The organism is Streptomyces sp. NPDC057623 (assembly GCF_042800355.1).
GTDB lineage: Bacteria > Actinomycetota > Actinomycetes > Streptomycetales > Streptomycetaceae > Streptomyces.
In genome coordinates this window covers 124,058-145,638 of record NZ_JBHVGZ010000018.1, presented here as the reverse complement: position 1 = coordinate 145,638, position 21,581 = coordinate 124,058, and the positions used below count along the sequence as shown (strand labels likewise).

At 72.3% G+C, this 21,581-nt stretch carries 16 protein-coding genes; 8 read left to right on the top strand and 8 right to left on the bottom strand.

The window, feature by feature from the left end; genetic code table 11:
* Positions 1-43: 43 nt before the first annotated feature.
* Complete coding sequence (locus ACFU95_RS20715; RefSeq protein ID WP_383829387.1) at positions 44-1,105, top strand: oxygenase MpaB family protein; 1,062 nt, start codon at positions 44-46, stop codon at positions 1,103-1,105.
* On the opposite strand, the gene ACFU95_RS20710 is transcribed toward ACFU95_RS20715, so the two are convergent.
* The 3 genes from ACFU95_RS20710 to ACFU95_RS20700 are packed head-to-tail and all read right to left on the bottom strand — an operon-like array spanning position 1,102 to position 4,087.
* Positions 1,102-1,686 (bottom strand): C39 family peptidase, encoded by a 585-nt coding sequence (locus tag ACFU95_RS20710; RefSeq protein ID WP_383829384.1) that lies wholly within the window; start codon positions 1,684-1,686, stop codon positions 1,102-1,104. The genes ACFU95_RS20715 and ACFU95_RS20710 overlap by 4 nt on opposite strands.
* Before the next feature lie 2 nt (positions 1,687-1,688).
* On the bottom strand, positions 1,689-2,966 hold the full coding sequence (locus ACFU95_RS20705; protein ID WP_383829381.1) for an ATP-grasp domain-containing protein: 1,278 nt from the start codon (positions 2,964-2,966) through the stop codon (positions 1,689-1,691).
* Positions 2,963-4,087, bottom strand: coding sequence for a hypothetical protein (locus tag ACFU95_RS20700; protein WP_383829378.1), 1,125 nt, complete (start codon positions 4,085-4,087; stop codon positions 2,963-2,965). The genes ACFU95_RS20705 and ACFU95_RS20700 overlap by 4 nt, the downstream gene beginning before the upstream one ends.
* 422 nt (positions 4,088-4,509) lie before the next feature.
* On the opposite strand from ACFU95_RS20700, the gene ACFU95_RS20695 reads away from it, so the two are divergent.
* Both ACFU95_RS20695 and ACFU95_RS20690 read left to right on the top strand, forming a co-directional pair.
* The gene (locus ACFU95_RS20695) at positions 4,510-5,235 is read left to right on the top strand and encodes a hypothetical protein (RefSeq protein ID WP_383829375.1); all 726 of its coding nucleotides are present in this window, start codon (positions 4,510-4,512) and stop codon (positions 5,233-5,235) included.
* Positions 5,229-9,062 (top strand): CHAT domain-containing protein, encoded by a 3,834-nt coding sequence (locus tag ACFU95_RS20690; RefSeq protein ID WP_383829372.1) that lies wholly within the window; start codon positions 5,229-5,231, stop codon positions 9,060-9,062. Before ACFU95_RS20695 ends, ACFU95_RS20690 begins: the two co-directional genes overlap by 7 nt.
* 26 nt (positions 9,063-9,088) lie before the next feature.
* On the opposite strand, the gene ACFU95_RS20685 is transcribed toward ACFU95_RS20690, so the two are convergent.
* The 3 genes from ACFU95_RS20685 to ACFU95_RS20675 all read right to left on the bottom strand — a co-directional run bounded on the left by ACFU95_RS20685 (position 9,089) and on the right by ACFU95_RS20675 (position 11,202).
* The gene (locus ACFU95_RS20685; protein ID WP_383829369.1) at positions 9,089-9,808 is read right to left on the bottom strand and encodes an alpha/beta hydrolase; all 720 of its coding nucleotides are present in this window, start codon (positions 9,806-9,808) and stop codon (positions 9,089-9,091) included.
* 63 nt (positions 9,809-9,871) lie between these two features.
* Complete coding sequence (locus ACFU95_RS20680; protein WP_383829366.1) at positions 9,872-10,807, bottom strand: hypothetical protein; 936 nt, start codon at positions 10,805-10,807, stop codon at positions 9,872-9,874.
* Positions 10,807-11,202, bottom strand: a complete 396-nt coding sequence (locus ACFU95_RS20675; RefSeq protein WP_383829363.1) for a hypothetical protein — start codon at positions 11,200-11,202, stop codon at positions 10,807-10,809. The genes ACFU95_RS20680 and ACFU95_RS20675 overlap by 1 nt, the downstream gene beginning before the upstream one ends.
* 317 nt (positions 11,203-11,519) lie before the next feature.
* Between ACFU95_RS20675 and ACFU95_RS20670 the strand changes: the two genes are divergently transcribed.
* Both ACFU95_RS20670 and ACFU95_RS20665 read left to right on the top strand, forming a co-directional pair.
* Positions 11,520-14,801, top strand: coding sequence for a S8 family serine peptidase (locus tag ACFU95_RS20670; RefSeq protein ID WP_383829360.1), 3,282 nt, complete (start codon positions 11,520-11,522; stop codon positions 14,799-14,801).
* A 190-nt stretch (positions 14,802-14,991) separates the two neighbouring features.
* Positions 14,992-17,199 carry a molybdopterin oxidoreductase family protein gene (locus ACFU95_RS20665; protein WP_383829357.1) on the top strand — a complete coding sequence of 736 codons (2,208 nt, stop codon included), beginning with the start codon at positions 14,992-14,994 and terminating at the stop codon, positions 17,197-17,199.
* A gap of 35 nt (positions 17,200-17,234) precedes the next feature.
* On the opposite strand, the gene ACFU95_RS20660 is transcribed toward ACFU95_RS20665, so the two are convergent.
* Positions 17,235-17,675: a gamma-glutamylcyclotransferase family protein gene (locus ACFU95_RS20660; RefSeq protein ID WP_383829354.1), complete on the bottom strand. Its 441-nt coding sequence runs from the start codon at positions 17,673-17,675 to the stop codon at positions 17,235-17,237.
* 110 nt (positions 17,676-17,785) lie between these two features.
* On the opposite strand from ACFU95_RS20660, the gene ACFU95_RS20655 reads away from it, so the two are divergent.
* The 3 genes from ACFU95_RS20655 to ACFU95_RS20645 all read left to right on the top strand — a co-directional run bounded on the left by ACFU95_RS20655 (position 17,786) and on the right by ACFU95_RS20645 (position 21,174).
* Complete coding sequence (locus tag ACFU95_RS20655) at positions 17,786-19,432, top strand: M4 family metallopeptidase (RefSeq protein WP_383829351.1); 1,647 nt, start codon at positions 17,786-17,788, stop codon at positions 19,430-19,432.
* 458 nt (positions 19,433-19,890) lie between these two features.
* A complete protein-coding gene (locus tag ACFU95_RS20650) occupies positions 19,891-20,409 on the top strand; it encodes a hypothetical protein (RefSeq protein ID WP_383829348.1) in 519 nt (172 codons plus the stop codon).
* A gap of 117 nt (positions 20,410-20,526) precedes the next feature.
* Entirely contained in the window at positions 20,527-21,174 is a 648-nt protein-coding gene (locus ACFU95_RS20645) for a class F sortase (protein WP_383829345.1), read from the top strand.
* On the opposite strand, the gene ACFU95_RS20640 is transcribed toward ACFU95_RS20645, so the two are convergent.
* A complete protein-coding gene (locus tag ACFU95_RS20640; RefSeq protein WP_383829342.1) occupies positions 21,112-21,513 on the bottom strand; it encodes a winged helix-turn-helix transcriptional regulator in 402 nt (133 codons plus the stop codon). The genes ACFU95_RS20645 and ACFU95_RS20640 overlap by 63 nt on opposite strands.
* Positions 21,514-21,581 lie beyond the last annotated feature (68 nt).

Sequence of the window (21,581 nt, the reverse complement as noted above, 5' to 3'; positions counted from 1 at the left end):
AAACGAGGGCGGCGCACGCCGCTGACGCGTGAGGAGCGGCTCCATGGCGAGGACGAAGCGGAGCGAGGTCGAACCGCACGAGGACTACGGCTTCTTCGGCCCGGGTTCGGTGGTGTGGAAGGTCTGGAGCTATCCGACGGCGCCGACGGTGGGTTTCCAGCGGGCCGTGGTGGTGGAGGAACTCGACCCGCCGCTGGTGGCCGCCGTCCACGCGACCCAGGGCATCTACCGGCGCTCCCGCACGCGCTACGACCGGACGCTGCGGTACTTCGCGATGGTGGCCTTCGCCGGTTCGCGGGAGGTGTGCGAGGCCGCGGACATCCTGGTCAAGGTCCATTCCAAGGCGATCGGCCGGCTGCCCTACGGCGGCGGGACCTACGACGCCAACGACCCCGCCTCGCAGCTGTGGATCCAGCTCACCGGCTGGCACTCGATCCTCTACGCCTACGAGAAGTACGGACCCGGCAGGCTCACCGAACAGGAGGAGAGGCAGTACTGGGAGGCGTGCGCGGTCGCCGCGGAACTGCAGACCTGCTCCCCCGACGACGTCCCCCGCAGCCGTGACGGGGTCCGGGCGTACTTCGAACGGATGCGCCCGCGGCTGTCCGCCAGCCCGATCGCCCGCCAGGCCATGAACCACCTGCTCAGGAGCGAGCTCGTACTGCCGCCGACGCCGCGCTGGGCGAAACCGGCGAGCATGGCTGTCGCCAGGGCACAGCGGATCGCCACGATCGCCACCATGCCGCGCTGGATGCGCGAGATGGCCGGGATCCGGCAGTCCCGCCTTCTCGACCTGCTCATCGTGCCCGTCATGAAAACGGCCTTCGCGCTCGCCCACCTCAGTCCCAGGGCCGAACTGCGCCTGATAGGGCGGCTCTCGCCCTCCACGGTCGCGGTGATCGCGCCGATGAAGCTCGGCATCCCGCCCCGCGAGGAGGAAGTGCTGACGCCCGCGGAAGCCCGCGCCCGCCACGGCTACGCCAAGCCCGCCGAGGCCCACCTCGCCTTCCGGGCCCGGCAGGCCGCCCGCGTCTTCGACGACGGCGAGGCGCCCAGCGACCAGGGGCTCATCGAGTCCCAGGAGATCCTGGGGCCGCTCTCCTAGGTTCGGGTACGGGGGAGGCCGGCCAACGCCGCTTCGAGAGTCCCGGCATCCGCGGCGAAGCCGATGGCGCGACCGGTGAAACTGCCGAGGAACCGCCGTACGGAGACTTCGCTGTGCGTGTGCCCCCACCGCGACGGGTCGCGAAAGGTCACCGTGGGCTCAGGAGTCCGGTGCACACCGCTGACGACCACGAGGTGACCGCCCCGGCGTCCGTCCTCGGGGAACTGGTGGGTGACGGACACGACCACCGGCCCGCAGGTGGTCAGCAGATGGCGCAGATCATCCTCGGTGTCCAGCGCGACGGGCGCGGCGCTGACGCCGTGGCGGCGAGCGAGATCGGCGAGCCCCTGGTGGAGGATGCCCCGGCTGGTGTAGGCGCCGCTGTCGACGGCCTGCCGGACGAGGTCGTACTGGGACGGAACCGCCAGCCCGAAGTACGAGGTGATCATCCGCAGGCAGGCGGGCCCGCAGGCGCGGTCACCCCAGACTTCCGGGCCCGCCCCCTCGCACAGGGTCCCGGTCGGCCAGTCCAGCGGCTCGAACCGCTGGGGAAAGCGCGGAACACTCAGGCAGTGGTCCACGCTCAGGCCCCTTCCGTCACCCGGGCGAACTCGACGCTCTCCCATTCCCTGACGGTCTCGTAGTCCCTCGTGAGCTGGTCCCCGTCCTCGTGGCACAGGTACAGGCCGCCCGGCTTGGTGAAGAGGTCGACCGTGCGCGACACCCGGCTTCCCGCCTTCAGGGGGATCCGGGCGCCGTGGAAGGACGCGAGCGCCAGGAGGGGACGCAGGTCGAGGTCGCGCGCCATACGGCCGGAGCACGGGGAGACGAGGCTGACACCCATGGCGAACCTCCTCAGCGGACGGACCGGACCCCGGTCCGCGACGGCGTCGGGGGCCAGATACGACTCCACGACTTCGTCGACATGGCTGGTGCCCAGCGCCTTGAGTCCCAGTGAGGGGTCGGCACCGCCGGGTAGCCGGGTAGCCGTTTCGAGGAGGAGCGGCCCGCGAGGTGTCACGATCACCTCACTGTGGCCGGAGCCCCAGCGCACCCCCAGAGCGGTCAGGGCGGAGAAGACGTACGCGATGACCGCGGCGATGCCGGGTTCGGTGGGGTCCTCCAGCACCTGGCGGTCGTAGACGGGGCTGGCGTCCAGGAGCTTCTTGTCCGAACGCCACACCTCCACGGCCGCGTGCGCGCCGTCGACCGACACGGTGTTGACCATGTACTCGGTTCCGGGCAGGTACTCCTGCACGACCACGCCGGCGTTCTGACGTCCGTACACGTTGGTCGATCGCAGGATGCCGTTGACCGCGTCGTCCTGCTCGGAGTGGCTGCGGCAGACCACCACACTGTCCGTGCCCGCGCTGGCCGCGGGCTTCACGACCACCGTCTCGGGCTCGGCCCCGGTGCTCTGCCACACCGTGTCGCCCCGCGCGTCGAGGTGACGCTGCCACGGCACGGCGATCCCGGCCCGGTCGAGGAACTGGTGCATCACCCGCTTGTCCCGGCGGGCATCGGCGAATCCGGAGGCGTTGGCCGTGGGGGTGGCCAGGTGTGTGGCCAGGAGGTCGGCCACGTCGCTGCCGCTCTCGATGCCCGCGACCACGTGGACGACTCCCAGGGAGGCGAGCCGGGCGGCCGTGTCGGCGATGTCGTCGGTGAAGTCCAGTTCGGCCTGGAAGTCGGGACCGTGGAAGGTCCGGATCTGCGACTCCAGGGCGGTGTTGCGGTTGCGGACATGGACGACCGGCACACCTCTGGCGCGGAACGCCGGTCCGAGCAGGTGTCCGGTGGAGAAGGCGTCGACCACGGCGACAGCCCGCTGGTTGTATCCCTGATAGCGCATCTGTTTCATTCGTTTTCGGTCGGTGTCCGCGGGCGGGCGAGCAGCCACGACAGCGCCGCGATCACCACGATCACGGCCGCGGTGCTCCAGGCCGCGGACAGCCAGGTCAACAGGAGTGAGGTGACGGCGAGTCCGGCCAGCGTGCTGCCGCCCAGGAGCGTGCTGCGGAAGCCGAGCAGGGACGTGGCGTGTCCCTGCTCCGTGGCGGTGACGACGCGCAGGTTGAACGCCATGAAGACGGTCTCGAACAGCACCATGAAGACGAAGTAGAGCGCGTAGCTGGGGACGGCGAGGGGCAGGAGGACGGCACCGCACGCCACGCCCCCCACCACGGCGACCAGGACAGGTCCGGGCACGGGCTTCAGCCGGCGCACGACCTGCTCCCTGCTGGCGAGCCAGCCCCCGCAGAGCACCCCGACCGTGCTGACCGCGCTCACCACGCCCACACCGGCCACACCCTCGCCGAGCTGTTGCTGCGGGTAGGCGATGCGGATCGCGTTGTGCAGCCCCTGGAAGGCCGCCACCAGCCCGAGTTGCCACAGCCACATCCTGGCCAGCGGCTGGGCCCGCAGACTCGCGCGCAGAGCCGCCATGCCCGCTGTCCCGCCGGCAGGCCCGGCCACCGGACGGTCCGTCAGCGAAGCGGCCCTGGCGTAGACGCCACCGGTCGCCGCGAGGACGGCGCCGGCCGCCACGAGAAAGGCCGCCGTGGCAGTGCGCTCGCCCACCAGGCTGAACAGCACGCCCGCCGCCGAGGTGCCGACGATGCGCCAGAACTCCAGCCGCGAGATGTTCCGTTCGACCTCTTCCGCGGGGGCACCGCCGAGTTTGAACACGAGTGAGGCGGCCGTACGCGTCAGCGCGTCGCAGAAGCCACGCACGGTCACGAGAACGAGCACCAGGGGCACACACCGGAAGGCGACGGATCCCAGCAGCGCGAGGGACAGCACCGCACCGGCCCACTCCGACCCCGCGGCCACGGCGGCGGGACGGCGCCCGGTGGTGAAGTGCGCTATTCCGGCAGGCCAGATCAGCGGAAGGAGCCACTGGCAGCCGAAGAGCGCGGACGACAGAGCGAAGGAGTCCGTCTCGTGCAGGACCCAGACGCTCAGAGCGAGGTTGCCGCCCATCCCGACGAGGTTCGACGCGGTGGTCGCTCCGAAGACCGTGGACGGGCGGACACCGCGGGGCCCGGGGTCACCCGTCGGCCCGCTCGTCGGATCGTGGGATACGGGGTGGGCTGGTTGGGCTGGTTGGGCTGTCACGACGCCTCTGCGAGTTGCTTACAGTGGACGGCCGTCATCGGTGCCTTCGCCTCCCCCGTACCGCAGGCATGCGGCTCGTTCTCAGCGCCACACTAACGTCGAGCAGCCATGGTTCATCCGATCACCCGCGATTTTTGGCCATGCCTTCCTGCGTGCTGACGGTCCTGCGTCTTCGTTTCGAAGGGTTCCAAGTGGCGGGCCGTGCCGACAGGTTGAGAGACGCGGGGCGTTCTCCGCACGGCCGGTGACTGCTTGGATGGCGGCATGTTCCGTGACAGGGGGGTCCGATGGGACGTCGTGACGAGTTGGCCGGCCTGTTGGAAGAGGCTCTGCGCTGGATCGGGGACTCGGGTGATCCGTCGCTGGCGCTGACGCCGGGTGTCGACGCGCTGGCCGCCGAACTCGTGCGCACTCTCGACGGGGCGCAGGGCAGCGACACGGCGGCCAGACACGCGCTGGGCTGGTTGAAGTGGTACCAGTTCCAGGCCCTGCCGGAGGGGCGGCGGAAGGAGGCGGCGCTCGAAGAGGCCCTGGAGCAGCTCACCCCGGCCGCGATCACCATGGGGTTGTGGGAACTGCCCGCACCGCTGCTGCCCGCACTGGCGGACCGGGCCGCACCGAGCCTGATCAGCGTGCTCGAGTACGCGGTGGCCGGTTCCGACCCGACCCTGCTCTCCTACGTCGTCGATCACTGGGCCCATCTGGTGAACGCCACCGCGCAGGGCCACCCGGAACGGCCGCACCGCCTCGCCGTCCTCTGCGGCGCGTTCTGGATCCGCTTCTCACGGACCGGGGACCCACGGGACCTGGAGGAGTCGCTGGCCACCGGGCGGCACGCCGTGCGGATCGCCTCGGAGCGCCGTCACCTGGTGATGGCCCTGTCGAATCTCGCCGCCGCGCTCAAGGGACGCTACGACCTGACCCACGCCGAGGCGGATCTGGACGAGGCGGTGACGGTCGGCGGCGGGGCGTCGAGGCCGGCGAGGGCATCGAGAAACAGGGCCCGATGCTGACGAACCTCGGCGCTGTCCTCCAGGCCCGCTTCGGCCTCAAGGGCGACTTCGCGGATCTGGCCGAGGCGACGGATGTGGCCCGACGGGCCCTCGCCGCCACCCCCGCGGACGACCCCGACCGCGCCGCGATGCTCAACAACCTCGGCACCGCTCTGACGAGTGGGTTCTCGCATACGAAGCGGCCGGCGGACCTGGACGAGGCGGTGCGGGTCGGCCGGGAGTGCGTGGCAGCGGCGGCGGCGCATCCGGACCGGGCCATGTATCTGACGACCCTGGGCGAGGCATGCCACAGCCGGTTCCGGCAGACACGGTCGGCGGCGGACCTGGAGGAGGCCGTGGACGTGCTGCGGCGGGCCGTCGAGGCGACGCCGGCGGGGCACGGCCAGCGGGCTCGGCGCCTCGAGCAGCTCGGCGACGCCCTGCGCTCCCGGTTCGACCTGACCGGCAGCCCCGCGGATCTGCGACAGATGGTGGCCGTACTGCGCCAGGCGGCCACCGGCACACCGCCGCACGTCCGGCGGCGCACGACCCTCCTCCTGGACCTCAGCAGGGCACTGGGCGAGAGCTTCAAGGCGACCGGCACGGCGGCCGAGGGCGACGAAGCGGTCGACGTGGCCCGGCAGGCCGTCGAGTCCGTTGACGACACCGACCGCTCCGGCCGGGCGCTGGTGCTCACGAACCTCGCCACCCTGCTGCTGTCGCGCCACGAGAGGACGAAGGCGGCGGCCGACCTGGACGAGGCCGTCGACGCGTGCCGTCGGGCCGTCGAGGCCGCGGCGGACGACGACCTCTACCGGGAGATGTCTCTGACCGTCCTCGACACCGCGGTGTGGAGGCGTTTCGAACTGCTCGGGACGCCGGGGGATCTCGACGAGACGGTCACAGCCCGGCAGCTGCTGGTCGAGGCGACCGCCGTCGGCCATGCCGGTCGGTGCGTGCGGCTGAGCGGTCTTGCCACCGCGCTGATCCGGCGGTTCGAACGCGAGAAGGCGCTCGACGATCTGCACGGGGCGATAGCCGTCGAGCGCGAGGCTCTTGAGGCCGCGCGGAACGCTTCCGAGCGCGCGGTGTGTTCGACCAACCTCGGCAGCGCGCTGTACGTCCGCTTCGATCGCCTCGGCGACCGGGAGGATCTGGAAGAGGCCGTCGCCCACGGCCGTATGGCCGTCGAAGCCACGCACGACCCGTCCGAGGAGTCACTCGGATCCGCACTGCGGAATCTGTCCCAGATGCTGCTGCGCCGCTCACGGCTGACGAGATCGCTGTCCGACCTCGACGAGGCGGCCGGCTTCGCCCGCCGTGCCGCCGAGACGACCGTGCGGCGCAAACCGGAGAGGGAGCGGGCCGAGGCGGGTGAAGCGTCCGCTGCCGACGGAACGTCCGTCAGATTCGCCGTCGGAGGCGGTCCCCGGCACGCGGACTGCCTGGACCTGCTCGCCGACTGCCTCAGGGACCGTTTCGGGCGCACGCGCTCGCTGGCCGACGCCGATGAACTGGTCGAGGTGCGCGGCCGGGCGGTCGAGGCCACCGCGCCCGACGCCGCCGGGCGGGTGGGACGCCTGGCGGCCCTCAGCTTCGCGATCCGGCTCCGCTACGAACGCTCCGGTGAGCCCGCGGACCTCGACGCGTCGGTCGAAGCCGGACGCCGGGCCGTGGACGCCTCCCTCGCCGGGAACTCCCAGCGCGCCGTGTACCTGGCGTCCTTGAGCAACGCCCTGCACTTCCGGTTCCAGCACAACCGGGAGGCGGCCGATCTCGACGAGGCACTGGAGTTCGGCCGCCATGCCCTCGAACGCGCGACCGCGGACGGCGAGGGCCGGGTGCCGGAGCTCTCCAACCTGTGCCACCTTCTCGAGGCCCGCTACCGCCTGCGCCGGGATCCCAGGGATCTCGACGAAGCGGTGGACGCGGGCCGTCAGGCACTCGACGCGGCTTCCGCCGACGACGCCCACCGGCCGGGGGCCCTGCTGGTGACGGCGGCGGCCCTGCGGTCCCGGTTCACGAGGAACAACCCTTATACGGGGCCTTACGCGGAGACGACCCCCACCGAGCCCTCCGCCGATGCCTCCGCCGAGCCCTCCGCCGAGCCCTCCGCGGAGGCATCCGCGGACAAGGCGGAAGCACTCCGTCTCATCACCGAGCTGGTCCGCGGTGAGGCGGCGCCGCCGAGCCTGCGCATCCAGGGCGCCCGCCTCGGCGCGGTGCTGATCGACAACACCGACCCCGCCCTGGAGGCCGAACTGCTGGAGACCGGGATCCTCCTGCTGCCCGAACTCGCCTCGCACCGCATGCGCCGCGCCGACCAGCAGTACGCCATCGCGTCGGTCGCCGAATTCGCCGACAGCGCCGCCGCAGCAGTGCTCGCCGACACGACCCGTCCGCTCCCGGAGCGTGCCCAGCGGGCCCTCGCGCTGCTGGAGGCGGGACGCGCGGTCCTGCTGGGCCAGACCCTCGACGCCCGCAGCGCCCTGGCCGAGCTGCGCCGCGTCCACCCTGAACTCGCGGCACGTTTCACCGAGCTCAGGGAGAGCCTCGACCGTGACACCGAGCCCCTCCAGGCCGGGAACGCCGGGCCGGACACGCCCGACGACCGCGTCGACACGGCCGCACAGATGACGGCGCTGCTCGACCGCGTCCGGGCCCTGGACGGCTTCGCCGACTTCGCCCTGCCGCCCACCGCCGACGAACTGCGGTCCGACGCCGGGCAGGGGCCGATCGTCACCTTCGTCCTGCACGACTGGCACAGCCACGCCCTGCTGCTCACGGCGGACGGCGTCACCGCGCTGCCCCTGCCCGCCCTGACGCCGCGAGCAGTGATCGACAACGTCAACGCGTTCCATGTGGCGCTGCGCGAGGCCACCGACGCGCACGCCGACCGCGTGGCCGCCCAGGGCGCCCTCGGCGACGTACTGAAATGGCTCTGGGACAGTGCCGCCGGGCCGGTCCTCGCCGCCCTCGGCCACGACGCCACTCCGGCCGAGGACGCCGCGTTGCCGCGTCTGTGGTGGGCGCCCAGCGGGCGGCTGGGCCTGCTGCCCCTGCACGCGGCCGGTCACCATGACGACCCCGCCTCCCCGGCTCGGCGTACGGTCATGGACCGGGTCGTGTCCTCGTACACCCCCACCGTCAGAGCCCTGCGGCACGCCCGTCGACGCCGGACCGCGATCGGGGCGTCGGACCGTTCACTCGTCGTGGCGATGCCGACCACGCCGGGACTGCCGGGGGGCGGGCCGCTCCGGTACGTCGAGGCCGAGACGCAGGCACTCGCCCGGCTGCTCCCCGATCCCCTGGTGCTGATCGAACCGGACCCGGGCCGGGTCTCCGGCGCCGACGGCGGCCCGCCTCCCACGCGCGACCTCGTGCTGGCGGAGCTGCCGGGACGGGCCGTCGTGCACTTCGCCTGCCACGGCGACCACGACCACAGGGACCCGTCGGCGAGCAGGCTCCTGCTGCACGACCACGAGCACAGTCCGCTGACCGTCGCCGCTCTCGCCGGCACCGACCTCGAAGGCGCCCAGCTCGCGTATCTCTCGGCGTGCCACACCGCTCTGAACGCCGCCGGTCATCTCCTCGACGAGTCGCTGCACCTGACCGGTGCCTTCCAGCTCGCCGGCTTCCCCGGAGTGGTCGGCACCCTGTGGACGGTGGACGACGAGGTGGCCGTCGACATCGCCGAGGACTTCTACTCCGCGCTGCTCGACCCGCGGGGCGGCACGCTCGACCTCGGACGGGCCGCGCATGCCCTGCACCGGGCCGCCCGCAGGCAGCGGGACCTGTATCCCCGCACGCCGTCCCTGTGGGCCGCGCACCTGTACACAGGGGCCTGACGGATACACGTGGGTCCGACGCAGGTTCAGGCGGTGCCGAGGACGATCTTCTTGAGCGACGGCAGATACCGGACCGTCGGATCGCCGCCGTACGACAGCGGGCCGGGATGCAGCACGGTGGCGCCGAACCCGGGGGAGTCGGGTCGGGGGCCGTGTACGTCGTAGGGCGTGCCGTCGCCGTTGACCTCGGCCGACGTCGCGTACACCGGCCCCGCCAGGCGCAGTTCGCCCACGGTGTCGGTCCCCGCGGACGGGGCGCCGAGCAGGACCAGCGCGTCGATGTCCATGCCGTGGTCACGCGCCGCGAATCCGGCCACGAGGCCGCCGTACCCATGGCCGATGACCGTGATCCGCTGGGGGCCGGTCCGCCGGCCCCAGGCCTGTGCCGTCACCCGGCGATCGACGATGAAGCGGGCCAGCCGGAGCGCACCCTGTGCGGCGAACTCCGGATCGCGGGCGTCCGCGGGCGACCCGGGTGTCTTGTAGTCGACCCAGGTGATGACCGAGACGGCGTCGTCGTCCGGGCCCGACGAGAGCTCACGGCAGAGGGACTCGGCGCGCAGCAGGAGTGGGTCGAGGTTGGACGGCCCCGCGCCGACGCCGGGAACGAGGATGACGACGTAGCGCGCGTGGTCCGGGTTGTTCCTCGCCATGACGACGCGTCCGTCGGCGTCGAAACCCAGGAGGAGGACGCGCTGTTCCTCACCCGAGGAGTCGTCTGTTCCTAAGTGCCCCGCCTGTGTCATGCGCCGTAGTGTGGCCCACGGTTGACGGAAAGACAACGCCGTCGAGTCGCGGTGCGCGTGGGCCTAGGGGCCCGCTTCCGGCACCGGCGCCGGGCTGCTCAGCCGTCGCATGACGGCCGCGCCGAGCAGGGGGCCCATCGGCTGTTCCTCGATGCGCAGCTGGTCGGCGAGGTCCGTCAGGTGCAGGCGTACGGACGCCTCCAGCAGGGTGGCGTAGGTGTCCGAGGCGGTACGGAGGCGATACGCCGAGATGATCACGAGGGTGGCGGCGAGGGGCGCCGCGGGCCACCACCACCAGGCCAGGGGCAGGTAGAGCAGGGCCCATCCGCCGAGCACGGCGGCGCGGGCCAGGGCGGTGCGGGCCCTGCCGATCTCACCGCGTATCTCCTCCGGCAGCACGATCCACAGATGCGGCCAGACGACGAGCAGGTTGACGTGGGCGTCCCGGTCCAGCCGGACGGCGGCGGCATGGACGCGGTCGCCGCTCCAGGTCGGCCGCTCGGGCCGCTCCACGGAGATGCGTCGGCATCGGTGGGCCGCGCGATGACGCTCCCGGGGACTGGGCCGGTCGGCCGGACGCGGAGCGCGTTCCTGGAGGCGCAGGGTTTCGTACCGCGCCCGTACCGTGTCCCAGCGTCGCTGCCTGCGGGCGACGCGGCGCTCCGCCAGCTCGCCGAACGGCCGGGGCCATGCGCTCCAGCCCGCGGCCAGGGCGATGCGTTCGACAGCGGAGCCGAGAAACTGGGCGGCGAGGCCGGTGGCCGCCGCACCGGCCAGAACGGCGGTCAGCAGGACGACCTGGCCGCCCACCGTGCTCACCTGGGGATGTTGGGCGGCGTCCGAGACCGCGGAGACGAGCCGCCCCACGTCCAGCGCGGCACCGTGCCCGAGGGTGTGTCCGGCCGCGGCGACCGCCAGGAAGAGCACGCCGGGCAGGGCGAGGAGGGTCAGCCACCGCTCGGCCAGCTGCTTGCCGAGTTCGCCGAGCAGCCCTCCCACTACGGGAGCCTCTCCCGTACGAGTGCCGTCCCGGACGGGGCGAACCGGCAGTGCGGCACGTCGCCGTCCACTTCGCCGCCGGACCGGCCGGTGCACAGCCGCAGGGGACACCGGTACACGACGTCCAGATCACCGACGCCCGCCGGCATGACGCCGCGGCCCGTTCCGCCGTACACCCCGAACGGGTCGCCGGCCTGGCGGACCGCCCTGTGCAGGGTGTCCAGAAGGCCGGTGAGCAGGGCGTCGTCCACGGTGGGACGGCCGGCCGCGGTTTCGAGAGCGTGCAGGGCGGTGTCGTTCCCGGCGAGCAGCGCGGCGAGTTCGTCCCGTCGCCGGCATACGTACGACAGCGCCCCGGCGATCCGCAGTCCGGTCGGTTCCGCCCGGTCCGTCATGCACAACTCCGTCCCTGTGCGTCGTCGTCGGTCCCCTTCGGGGCCCAGGCGGTCATTCTCGCTCCGGACGCGAGGGCGCATGTCCGAGTTCGGCGAAGTCCCACAGCCACAGGAATGTCACAGCCTGGCCCGATAAGTGCGCGCTGGCGTATGGCGAGTTTGCGCCAGTCCGTGATCTCCCCTGCCTTAACTATCAACAGAAATCGGTCCCTTGAGGAAAGCTGGGCGATCATCCGGGATCACATTCCGGACCGCGGCGGTCGAAGGTGCTCGTGCCGGCCGCCGACGCCTTCATTCCTTCAGCACCAGGGACCACCATGCCCCCCACCCCCCACCCGGCCCCGATACCGGGCGCGAAACGCGTCGCCCGTATCGCCGTGGCCGCGGGCCTCGTCGCCGCGCTCTCCGCGGCCGGGCCCGTACCCCTCGCCCTCGCCGCGGACGGCGCCCCCGCCGCCGCGGCCGACCCCGGCGTCAAGTCCGCCCACGACAAGCTCGGTTCGGACGACGCCGACCTCCTCGCGCGGGCCAAGGCGCAGCGCGACAAGACCGTCACGATGATGATCGCGACGGCGCCCGGGCAGACCGAGAAGGTCGCCGAGGAGCTGGATGCGATCAAGGGCGGCTCCGTGGGCCGCACGTACGACAAGCTCGGCTACGTACGGGCCACCGTGCCGACCGGCAGGGCGGAGTCGGCCATCGCGGCCGCCGCGAAGCTCTCCACCGTGCAGGCCATCGACCTGCGGGACGAGATACCCCTGGAGGAGCCGAGCCGCGCCGGCGGCGGCAAGTCGGGCGCGTCCGCGGCCACTTACCCCGGTCCGGACAAGAGCACCCCCGCGAAGAACCCGTACAACCCGTCCTTCGAGACGGGCGCCGTCGACTTCGTGAAGAAGAACCCGAAGGCCGACGGGCGCGGGGTGACCATCGGTGTCCTCGACACCGGTGTCGACCTCGCCAGCCCCGCGCTGCAGAAGACCACGACCGGTGAGCGCAAGGTCGTCGACTGGGTGACCGCCACCGACCCGATCGTCGACGGCGACGGCACCTGGCGGGCGATGACCACCTCCGTCTCCGGGCCCGCCTTCACCTACGGCGGCAAGAGCTGGAAGGCCCCGGCCGGTTCGTACGGGATCAGCACCTTCCGCGAGGCCGTCACCAACCAGGGCAAGGTCACGGACGGCGACGCCGACGGCGACGTCAACCGCGACGGCGACACCACCGACGACTGGGGCGTGCTGTACGACCCGGCCGCGGGCACGGTGACCGTCGACGTCAACGACAACGGCGACTTCACCGACGACACCCCGATGAAGCCGTACAAGGACGGCCACCAGGTCGGCCACTTCGGTACGGACAACCCGGCCACGGACATCCCCGAGAGCCAGGACTTCGTCGTGGAGGTCCGCAAGGACGTCCCGATGGACCCGCTGGGCGGCGACTGGGTCGGCAAGAAGGCCGACTTCGTCAACATCGGCCTCACCGCCGGTGCGCACGGCACCCACGTCGCCGGTATCACCGCCGCCAACGGCATGTTCGGCGGCAAGAACATGAACGGTGCCGCCCCGGGCGCGAAGATCGTCTCGTCCAGGGCCTGCGTCTTCGGGCCCGGCTGCTCCAACGTCGCGCTCACCGAGGGCATGATCGACCTCGTCGTCAACCGCGGCGTCGACGTCGTCAACATGTCCATCGGCGGCCTGCCCCCGCTGAACGACGGCAACAACGCCCGCGCCGAGCTCTACACGCGGCTCATCGACACCTACGGCGTCCAGCTCGTCCTCTCCGGCGGCAACTCCGGCCCCGGCGCCAACACCATCGGGGACCCCGGCCTCGCCGACAAGGTCATCTCGGTCGGCGCCGGCGTCTCCAAGGAGACCTTCGCCGCGAACTACGGCACCGGCGTGCGCAACGAGTACCAGCTGTTCAACTTCTCCTCGCGCGGCCCGCGTGAGGACGGCGGCTTCACCCCGACCGTCGTGGCCCCCGGCTCCGCGGTCAGCACGATCCCGGCCTGGATGCCCGGCTCGCCGATCGCCGAGGCGGGCTGGAAGCTGCCGGCCGGCTACGCCATGTACAACGGCACCTCGATGGCGTCCCCGCAGACGGCGGGCGCGTCCGCGCTGCTGCTGTCGGCCGCGAAGCAGAAGGGCATCGACCTGACGCCCGAGAAGCTGCGTACCGCCCTGACCTCGACGGCCAAGCACATCGAGGGACTTCAGGCGTACGAGGAGGGTGCCGGCCTCATCGACGTCGTCGACGCCTGGAAGGCGGTCAAGGCGGGCGCGACCGCCCACGACTACGCCGTCAAGGCCCCGGTCGACACCGCGCTCGACCAGGCGCTGAAGACGCCGGGCTTCGGCACGGGCCTCTACGACCGCGAGGGCGGCCTCAAGGCCGGGGCGAAGAAGACGTACGACGTCATCATCACCCGTACGTCCGGCCCCGCCGGTTCGCTCCCGCACACCCTGCGTCTGGCGAACAACAAGGCCCGCACCTTCTCGATCGTCGGCCCCAAGGTCGTCGACCTGCCGCTGAACAAGGCGGTGACCGTCAAGGTTCAGGCCGCGCCGAAGCACGCGGGCATCAAGAGCGTGATCCTGGAGGCCGACGACCCGAGGACGGTGGGTGTCGACAAGCAGATCCTGGGCACCGTCGTGGTCTCCACGCCGGTCCAGCACACCTTCACCGCCTCGGGTTCGGTGGAGCGCAACAACGTCAGGTCGTACTTCGTCACCGTCCCCGAGGGCGCGAAGTCGCTCCAGGTCACGCTCGGCGGCCTGAAGGAGGGCAGCCGGACGCTGTTCAGCGCCATCAGCCCGTACGGCGTCACGGTTGCCGACAACGACGTGAACACGACGGACATCGCCTCCTACGCGGACCCGGTCCCCGGCGTCTGGGAGATCGAGGTCGACTCCCGCCGTACGTCGGCGCTGCTGGACAACCCGTTCAAGCTGAACGCCACCGTGTACGGCGCGGCCTTCGACCCGGAGTCCGTGACCGTGCCGGAGGCCGAGGTCGGCACGCCGGTCGCCGCCTCCTGGACGGTGACCAACAAGCTGGAGGCCGTGGAGGGCAACCTCAAGGGCGGCGCGCTCGGCTCGTCGAAGACCGCGCGGCCGACCGTGGCCGAGGGCCAGACGCAGACCAGCACGATCGAGGTCCCCGAGGGCACCACCTCGCTGGACGTCGCCATCGGCGGTGTCTCCGACCTGGGCTCCGACCTGGACCTGAACGTGTACGACGCCGCGGGCAACCTCGTCGGCCAGTCCGCGGACGGCGACTCGGACGAGTCCGTCTCCCTCGCCGACCCGGCCGCCGGAACCTACACCGTCGAGGTGGTCGGCTTCGAGGTGCCGTCCGGCTCGACCGCGTACGACTACCGGGACGCGTTCTTCTCCACCGCGCTCGGCTCGGTCAAGGTCGACGAGTCGGCTCCGGTGAAGCTCGGCACGGGCGACTCGACGAAGGCGGCGGCCGACGTCACGGTCGCGCGGGCGGTACCCGAGGGGCGGCAGCTCTTCGGCGAGGTGCGGCTGGTGAACGCGCGCGGGACGACCGCGGGCGTGGGCGGCGTGACGATCGAGAAGGTCACGCCGTAGCCGTCACCGGATGACGCATGACGCATGACTGAGGGGCGGGTGTCCTACCCCGACACCCCCCCCCCCCCTCCCGCCCTCCGTCATGTCGTGGGGCCTCACCGCGGCCGGGCGGCGACGGGGAGGTCGCCGTCCCGGCCGTGTAACAAGGGAGCCGCCGTGCACGTAACACGCCGGAAGCACGCTGAACGGTATGCCGAACTCCGCGACGCCCACGCACTGCCCGTACTGCGCCCTGCAGTGCGGAATGAACCTCACGCCCTTGCGGGACGGGGGTGTCGCGGTGGTCGAGCGCCCGGACTTCCCGGTGAACAAGGGGGCGCTGTGCGGCAAGGGCCGTACGGCGCCCGCGGTGCTGGCGTCGGGCGTCCGGCTGAGCTCGCCGCTGGTGCGTTCGGGCGGCACGCTCGTGCCCGCCACCTGGGACGAGGCGCTGGACCGCGTCGCCGAGGGCCTCGCCCGCACGCGTACGGAACATGGCCCGGACGCGTGCGGGGTCTTCGGCGGGGGCGGCCTGACCAACGAGAAGGCGTACAGCCTCGGCAAGTTCGCGAGGATCGTGCTCGGCACCTCGCAGATCGACTACAACGGCCGCTTCTGCATGTCGTCGGCGGCCGCGGCCGGGATGAAGGCGTTCGGGCTCGACCGGGGGCTGCCGTTCCCGCTGGAGGACATCCCGAAGACGGGCTGTGTGATCCTCGTCGGCTCCAACCTCGCGGAGACGATGCCGCCGTCGCTGCGCTACTTCACCGAGCTGCGCGAGAACGGCGGCACGCTCGTCGTCATCGACCCGCGCCGCACGAAGACCGCCGAGCAGGCCGATCTGCATCTGGCACCACGCCCCGGCACCGACCTCGCGCTGGCCCTCGGGCTGCTGCACCTGGTCGTCGCCGAGGGACGGGTGGACGAGGAGTACGTCCAGGAGCGCACGGCCGGCTGGGAGGACGCGCGGGCCGCCGCGATGGCGCACTGGCCGGAGTACGTGGAACGGATCACGGGGGTGTCCGTTCCCGAACTCCGGGAAGCCGTACGGCTGTTCTGCGAGCCGGAGCACGCGATGGTGCTCACCGCGCGCGGGCCCGAGCAGCAGGCCAAGGGCACGGACACGGTCGGCGCGTGGATCAACCTGTGCCTGGCCACGGGGCGGGCCGGCCGGCCGCTGTCCGGCTACGGCTGCCTCACCGGGCAGGGCAACGGACAGGGCGGGCGCGAGCACGGCCAGAAGGCCGACCAGCTGCCCGGCTACCGCAAGCTGGACGACCCGGCGGCGCGCCGGCACGTCGCCGAGGTGTGGGGCGTGGACCCGGACAGCCTGCCCGGGCCGGGGCGCAGTGCGTACGAGCTGCTGGACGCGCTGGGCGGGGACATCAAGTCACTGCTGCTGATGGGCTCCAACCCGGTGGTGTCCGCACCGCGTGCCGCGCACATCGAGGAGCGCATCAGGTCCCTCGACTTCCTGGCGGTGTGCGACGTGGTGCTGTCGGAGACGGCCGAGCTCGCGGACGTCGTCCTGCCGGTCACGCAGTGGGCGGAGGAGACGGGCACGACGACCAACCTGGAGGGCCGGGTGCTGCTGCGGCGGCGCGCGATCACCGCTCCGGAGGGTGTCCGCAGCGACCTGGAGGTCATGCACGAGCTCGCGGCGCGGCTGGGCGGCGGGAAGGGCCTGGAGAAGGGCTTCCCGACCGACCCGGAGGAGGTCTTCGAGGAGCTGCGCCGGGCGAGCGCGGGCGGGGCCGCGGACTACTCGGGGATCACATATCGCCGACTGGCGGAGGAGAACGGGGTGTTCTGGCCGTGTCCGGCGGTGCCGGGCACGGGGGACGCGGAGGGCTCCAAGGCCGACGGCGCCGGGGACGGTGAGGGATCCGGAGACGCCGAGGGAGCCGGGGACGCCGAGGGCGCCTCGTCGGCTTCCGCGACCGGCGGCCCGGCGCACCCCGGCACGCCCCGCCTCTTCCTCGACCGGTTCGCGACGCCGGACGGACGGGCGAGGTTCGTCCCCGTCTCGTACCGGGCCATCGCCGAGGAGCCCGACGACGAGTACCCGGTCCTCCTGACGACCGGCCGGGTCGTGGCGCAGTACCAGTCCGGCGCCCAGACCCGCCGCGTCGACGAGCTGAACGCCGCCGCGCCGGGCCCGTTCGTGGAGCTGCACCCCCGGCTGGCGGCGCGGCTCGGGGCGGCCGAGGGCGACCCGGTGGCCGTGGTCTCGCGCCGGGGCCGGGCGGTGGCCCCCGCCCGCATCACGACCGGCATCCGCCCGGACACGGTCTTCATGCCCTTCCACTGGCCGGGCGAGGGCCGCGTCAACACCCTGACCAATCCGGCGCTGGACCCGACGTCACGGATGCCGGAGTTCAAGGCGTGCGCGGTGCGGCTGGAGGCCGTGAAGTCGTAAGCGTGCAGGGCCGGTTGGGACCGGGGGCGGGTGGTTCAGGCGGGCGGCCGGGGCGCCGCCCAGTCGCCGCTTGCGATGAGCCTGCCGCGGGCGCGCAGACGCGCGGCGACGGGCGGGGCGGCGACATACACCCAGGCCCGTACGGCCGTTCCGTCGCACTCGCGGACCACCTCGCGGGCGACACGGTCGTAGAGGTTGCGCGGGTCGCCCACGGCGAACTCCTCCAGGCGGTCGAGGGCGGCCAGGAGTGAGGGGTACTCCTCGGGTCGGGCGGTGACGAGCTCTCCGTGGACGGTGCCGCCGGCGCCGCGTTCCTCCACGGCGTACGGGTAACCCGGGCCGTCGTACAGCACCGCCCCGGCCAGTCGCGCCGGTTCCTCGGTGAGGGTGCGGCCGCGCAGGAACCGGTCGTGGTTGGGCTCTCCGGGACGCAGGGTGCCGTAGACGAAGAACGGGAGTCGGGGAGAGAGGGTCACGGAAACGATTCTCTCCCCTCACACACCTCCACGTATTCACCCTGGTCACGGCATGTGCGCGCCCCCTTGAATCTTGGGCATCCTCTGCGCCGCCCAGTTCAAGGAGACCGATGAGCCGAATACGGCCGCACATCCGGGGTTCCCGACTCGCCACGGCGGGCATCACCGCCGCCGTCGCCGCCCTGCTGGCCACCGCCCTGTCCCCCACCGCCGGCGCGGACGACGGTCCGACGAGGGCCACCGCGCTCAAGAGCGCGGCGTCGGCCCTGAAAAACCGGGCGAGCAGCCTGGGACTGACGGCCGCTCAGGACACCACCGTGCGGGACGTGATCGTGGACGCGGACGGCACCCAGCATGTCCGCTACGACCGCACCTATCGCCAACTGCCGGTACTTGGCGGCGACTTCGTCGTCCATCTTGCGAAGGACGGCACCTACCGCAGCGCCTCCCGCGCCACCCGGAGCGCGATCTCCCTGCCGAGCGTGACGCCCCTGATCTCGGCGCCCAAGGCGGCCGGCCTCGCGGCGACCGTGCTGCGCGCCGCGAACGTCGGCGAGACGCTGAAGAGGCTGACGTCCAGGCCCGAGCTGGTCGTCGACGCCCTGCACGGCGCCCCGAAGCTGGCCTGGCGGACCGACGCGGTCGCCCAGGACTCGGCCGGCAACCCGGTCGCCCGCACCACGCTGACCGACGCCCGCACCGGCACGCGGATCGACGCGTGGGACAGCATCGAGAAGGCGTCCGGCGACGGGAAGTCGCTGTACGCGGGCACGGTGCCGCTGGAGACCACGGCGTCCGGATCGGCGTACCGGTTGAAGGACGCGACACGCGGCGGCACGTACACCGGCGACGCGGCGAACAAGACGGACTTGTGCGTCCTCACCATCTGCCTCAGCCGCGCCCCGGCGACGGTCTTCACGGACGCCGACAACCACTGGGGCACCGGTGCGGGGACCGACCGCTCGACGGCCGCGGTGGACGCGCAGTACGGCACCGACGTGACGTGGGACTACTACGCGGACGTCCACGGCCGTAAGGGCATCGCGGGCGACGGCAAGGGGTCGTTCAACCGTGTGCACTACGGCAACGACTACAACAACGCCTTCTGGGACGACAGTTGCTTCTGCATGACGTACGGCGACGGTGACGGCACCCAGCTCGGTCCGCTGGTGTCGCTGGACGTGGCCGGGCACGAGATGACGCACGGGGTGACCTCGAAGACCGCGGCGCTGACGTACTCGGGCGAGTCCGGCGGGCTGAACGAGGCCACGTCCGACGTCTTCGGCACACTCGTGGAGTTCCACGCCGGCAACACCGCGGACCCGGGCGACTATCTGATCGGCGAGAAGGTCGTCCGCTCGGGTCTCGGCCGGAACGCCCTGCGCTACATGGACAAGCCGTCGAAGGACGGCGCGTCGGTCGACTGCTGGAGCACGGGGACGAAGGACCTCGACGTCCACTACTCGTCGGGCGTCGGCAACCACTTCGCGTACCTGCTGGCCGAGGGCAGCGGCGCGAAGACGGTCAACGGCGTCAGCTACAACTCGCCCACCTGCGACGGCTCTTCGGTGAAGGGCATCGGACGGGACAAGATGGGCAAGATCTGGTACCGGGCGCTGACGGTCTACATGACGTCGTCGACGAACTACGCGGGGGCGCGCACCTCGACGCTCAACGCGGCGAAGGACCTGTACGGGGCCGGCAGCGCGGAGTACCTCGCGGTCGGGGCGGCGTGGAGTGCCGTGAACGTGGGCTGACGGGCGGGGGCCGGGGGGCGGTCGAGCGCCTTCGGGGGTGAGCTGCGGGGCCGGGCGCGGGTGGGAGAAGCGGTAGCTGTCCTCGCCCGGCTGGGCGCCGACACGGCCGCGGTAACGGGACGAACCCGGTGCCGGCGGAGTACGGGCCGCGGTCGGGCAGGCGCGACCGAGCCTCCGGGGCAGGCGACGGTCACCCGTTCACACTCCCGGCCCCCACCAACGGGTTCTCTTGCCCGGCCCGCCCCGGACGCGGCGACGACCTGCGGTGACCTGCTGAAACGCCCCCTCCCCGGGGGACCGTCCGCCTCCCCCGGACACCCGTTCACCCCATTCCCGGCGCTTTCTCGGGAAGCGCTCCCGCCCCACTGCCCCTTACCTCGGAAGAGCAGGGGCTCGGCCGAGGCGGCGGCACTTGGGGGTGTCGCGGGTCGTGAGTCCGTGCGCTCGGAGGAGTCTCGATGCGACGTACCGCCCGTCTGCTGACCGGGACCGTACTGGCCGTCGGTGTCATCGGCCCCGCCGTCGCGCCCGCGTACGGCGCCGGCGGTGGCGAGCTGAAGGTGTCGCCGTCCTCGGTGGTACCGGGCGGGCAGGTCACGGTGCACACGGCCGCGTGCCGGGACGGCGGTGCGGCGGGCGACGCCAGCGCGGTGGGCGCCGGCTCCTTCACGCTGGCGCCGGGCTCGGACGAGGACGACGCGGCCGGAAGGTTCCAGGTGCCGCCGAGCGCGCAGCCGGGGACGTACGAGATCGTCGCGACCTGTGCCGAGGGCGGTCGGCGGGTGGCGGGCGACCTGGTGGTCACGCTGACGGCCACACGCGACGAGGTGCCTCCGAGAGGAAGTGTGAAGACGGGGGTCGGCGGCGCTTTCGGCCGCGATCCCGTGCAGACCGCGGCCGGCGTGACGGCTCTCGCCGTCGCCGCCGCGGGCGGTACCTGGCTCCTGCATCGCCGGGCGAGAGGCGACGGGATCTGACGGACACCCTCCGCTGTCCGTCCGCCGGTACCGCACGTCCCCTCCCCCTCCGGGTCCGACGCCCCTCGCGGCCCGGAGGGGGACCGGGCGGCCCGAGGACTGTTTCAGGAGGCTCGCGTGCGCACTCAGAGGAGCGTCGGCGACACCGTCATAGCCGCGGTCACCGTCCTGGCCCTGTGTTCCGGCGCCTGGCTGCTGCGCAACGGCGGCGAGACGCACGCCCCGCCGCAGCCGTCCACCGCACAGGCCGGGGAGGTTGGCCGCACCCTGGCCGACCCGCACCCCCGGCACCCCGCCGCCCCCGCGCTTCCCCCCTCCCCTCCCGACCGCGTCCGCATCCCCTCGCTGCGCGTCGACGCTCCCGTCATGGGGCTGGGTCTGACGAAGACGGGCAGCCTCGACGTCCCGCCCGCCGAGCGCGAGAACCTCGCCGGCTGGTACGAGGCAGGCACCACCCCGGGCGAGACCGGCACCGCGATCGTCGCCGGCCATGTCGACAACGCCGACGGACCCGCCGTGTTCTACCGTCTCGGCGCCCTGAAGAAGGGCAGCACGATCGAGGTGGAGCGACGGGACGGCGGCACGGCCCTCTTCTCGGTCGACGCCGTCGAGGTGTACGACGCGAAGGACTTCCCGGACGAGAAGGTGTACGGCGCGGCACCGCGCCCCGAGCTGCGGGTGATCACCTGCGGCGGCGGTTACTCACGGACGACCGGGTATCAGGGCAACGTCGTCGTGTTCGCGCATCTCAGCGGCAGCCGCTGACCCCTGCGCGCGGACACCCAGGACGTTCTCCCGGCCCCAGTCCCCGAGCGGGCCCAGGGCGTCGTTGAGCGCGGTGCCGACCGGTGTCAGCGAGTACTCGACGCGCGGCGGCACCTCGTCGTACGCCTCCCGGTGCACGATGCCGTCGGCCTCCATCTCGCGCAGCTGTGCGGCGAGGACCTTCTCGGTCACGCCCGGGAGCTCGCGGCGCAGCTCCCCGAAACGGTGCGGGCGCTCGCTCAGCTCCCAGAGGATGAGCACCTTCCACTTGCCGCCGATCACATCCATCGCCGCGTCGGTCCCGCAGACGTACGACCCCGGACGCCGACCGATCGCCATCGTGTCCCTCCCCCTACCTGGACTCTTTCCCGGTGGTAACCGCCCACTCTCAAGTACGTACTTGAGCG

Coding starts and splice junctions, on each gene's coding strand:
- ACFU95_RS20715 (WP_383829387.1), top strand. CDS start 44: ATGGCGAGGACGAAGCGGAGCGAGGTCGAACCGCACGAGGACTACGGC.
- ACFU95_RS20705 (WP_383829381.1), bottom strand. CDS start 2,966: ATGAAACAGATGCGCTATCAGGGATACAACCAGCGGGCTGTCGCCGTG.
- ACFU95_RS20700 (WP_383829378.1), bottom strand. CDS start 4,087: ATGGGCGGCAACCTCGCTCTGAGCGTCTGGGTCCTGCACGAGACGGAC.
- ACFU95_RS20695 (WP_383829375.1), top strand. CDS start 4,510: ATGGGACGTCGTGACGAGTTGGCCGGCCTGTTGGAAGAGGCTCTGCGC.
- ACFU95_RS20690 (WP_383829372.1), top strand. CDS start 5,229: ATGCTGACGAACCTCGGCGCTGTCCTCCAGGCCCGCTTCGGCCTCAAG.
- ACFU95_RS20685 (WP_383829369.1), bottom strand. CDS start 9,808: ATGACACAGGCGGGGCACTTAGGAACAGACGACTCCTCGGGTGAGGAA.
- ACFU95_RS20675 (WP_383829363.1), bottom strand. CDS start 11,202: ATGACGGACCGGGCGGAACCGACCGGACTGCGGATCGCCGGGGCGCTG.
- ACFU95_RS20670 (WP_383829360.1), top strand. CDS start 11,520: ATGCCCCCCACCCCCCACCCGGCCCCGATACCGGGCGCGAAACGCGTC.
- ACFU95_RS20665 (WP_383829357.1), top strand. CDS start 14,992: ATGCCGAACTCCGCGACGCCCACGCACTGCCCGTACTGCGCCCTGCAG.
- ACFU95_RS20655 (WP_383829351.1), top strand. CDS start 17,786: ATGAGCCGAATACGGCCGCACATCCGGGGTTCCCGACTCGCCACGGCG.
- ACFU95_RS20650 (WP_383829348.1), top strand. CDS start 19,891: ATGCGACGTACCGCCCGTCTGCTGACCGGGACCGTACTGGCCGTCGGT.
- ACFU95_RS20640 (WP_383829342.1), bottom strand. CDS start 21,513: ATGGCGATCGGTCGGCGTCCGGGGTCGTACGTCTGCGGGACCGACGCG.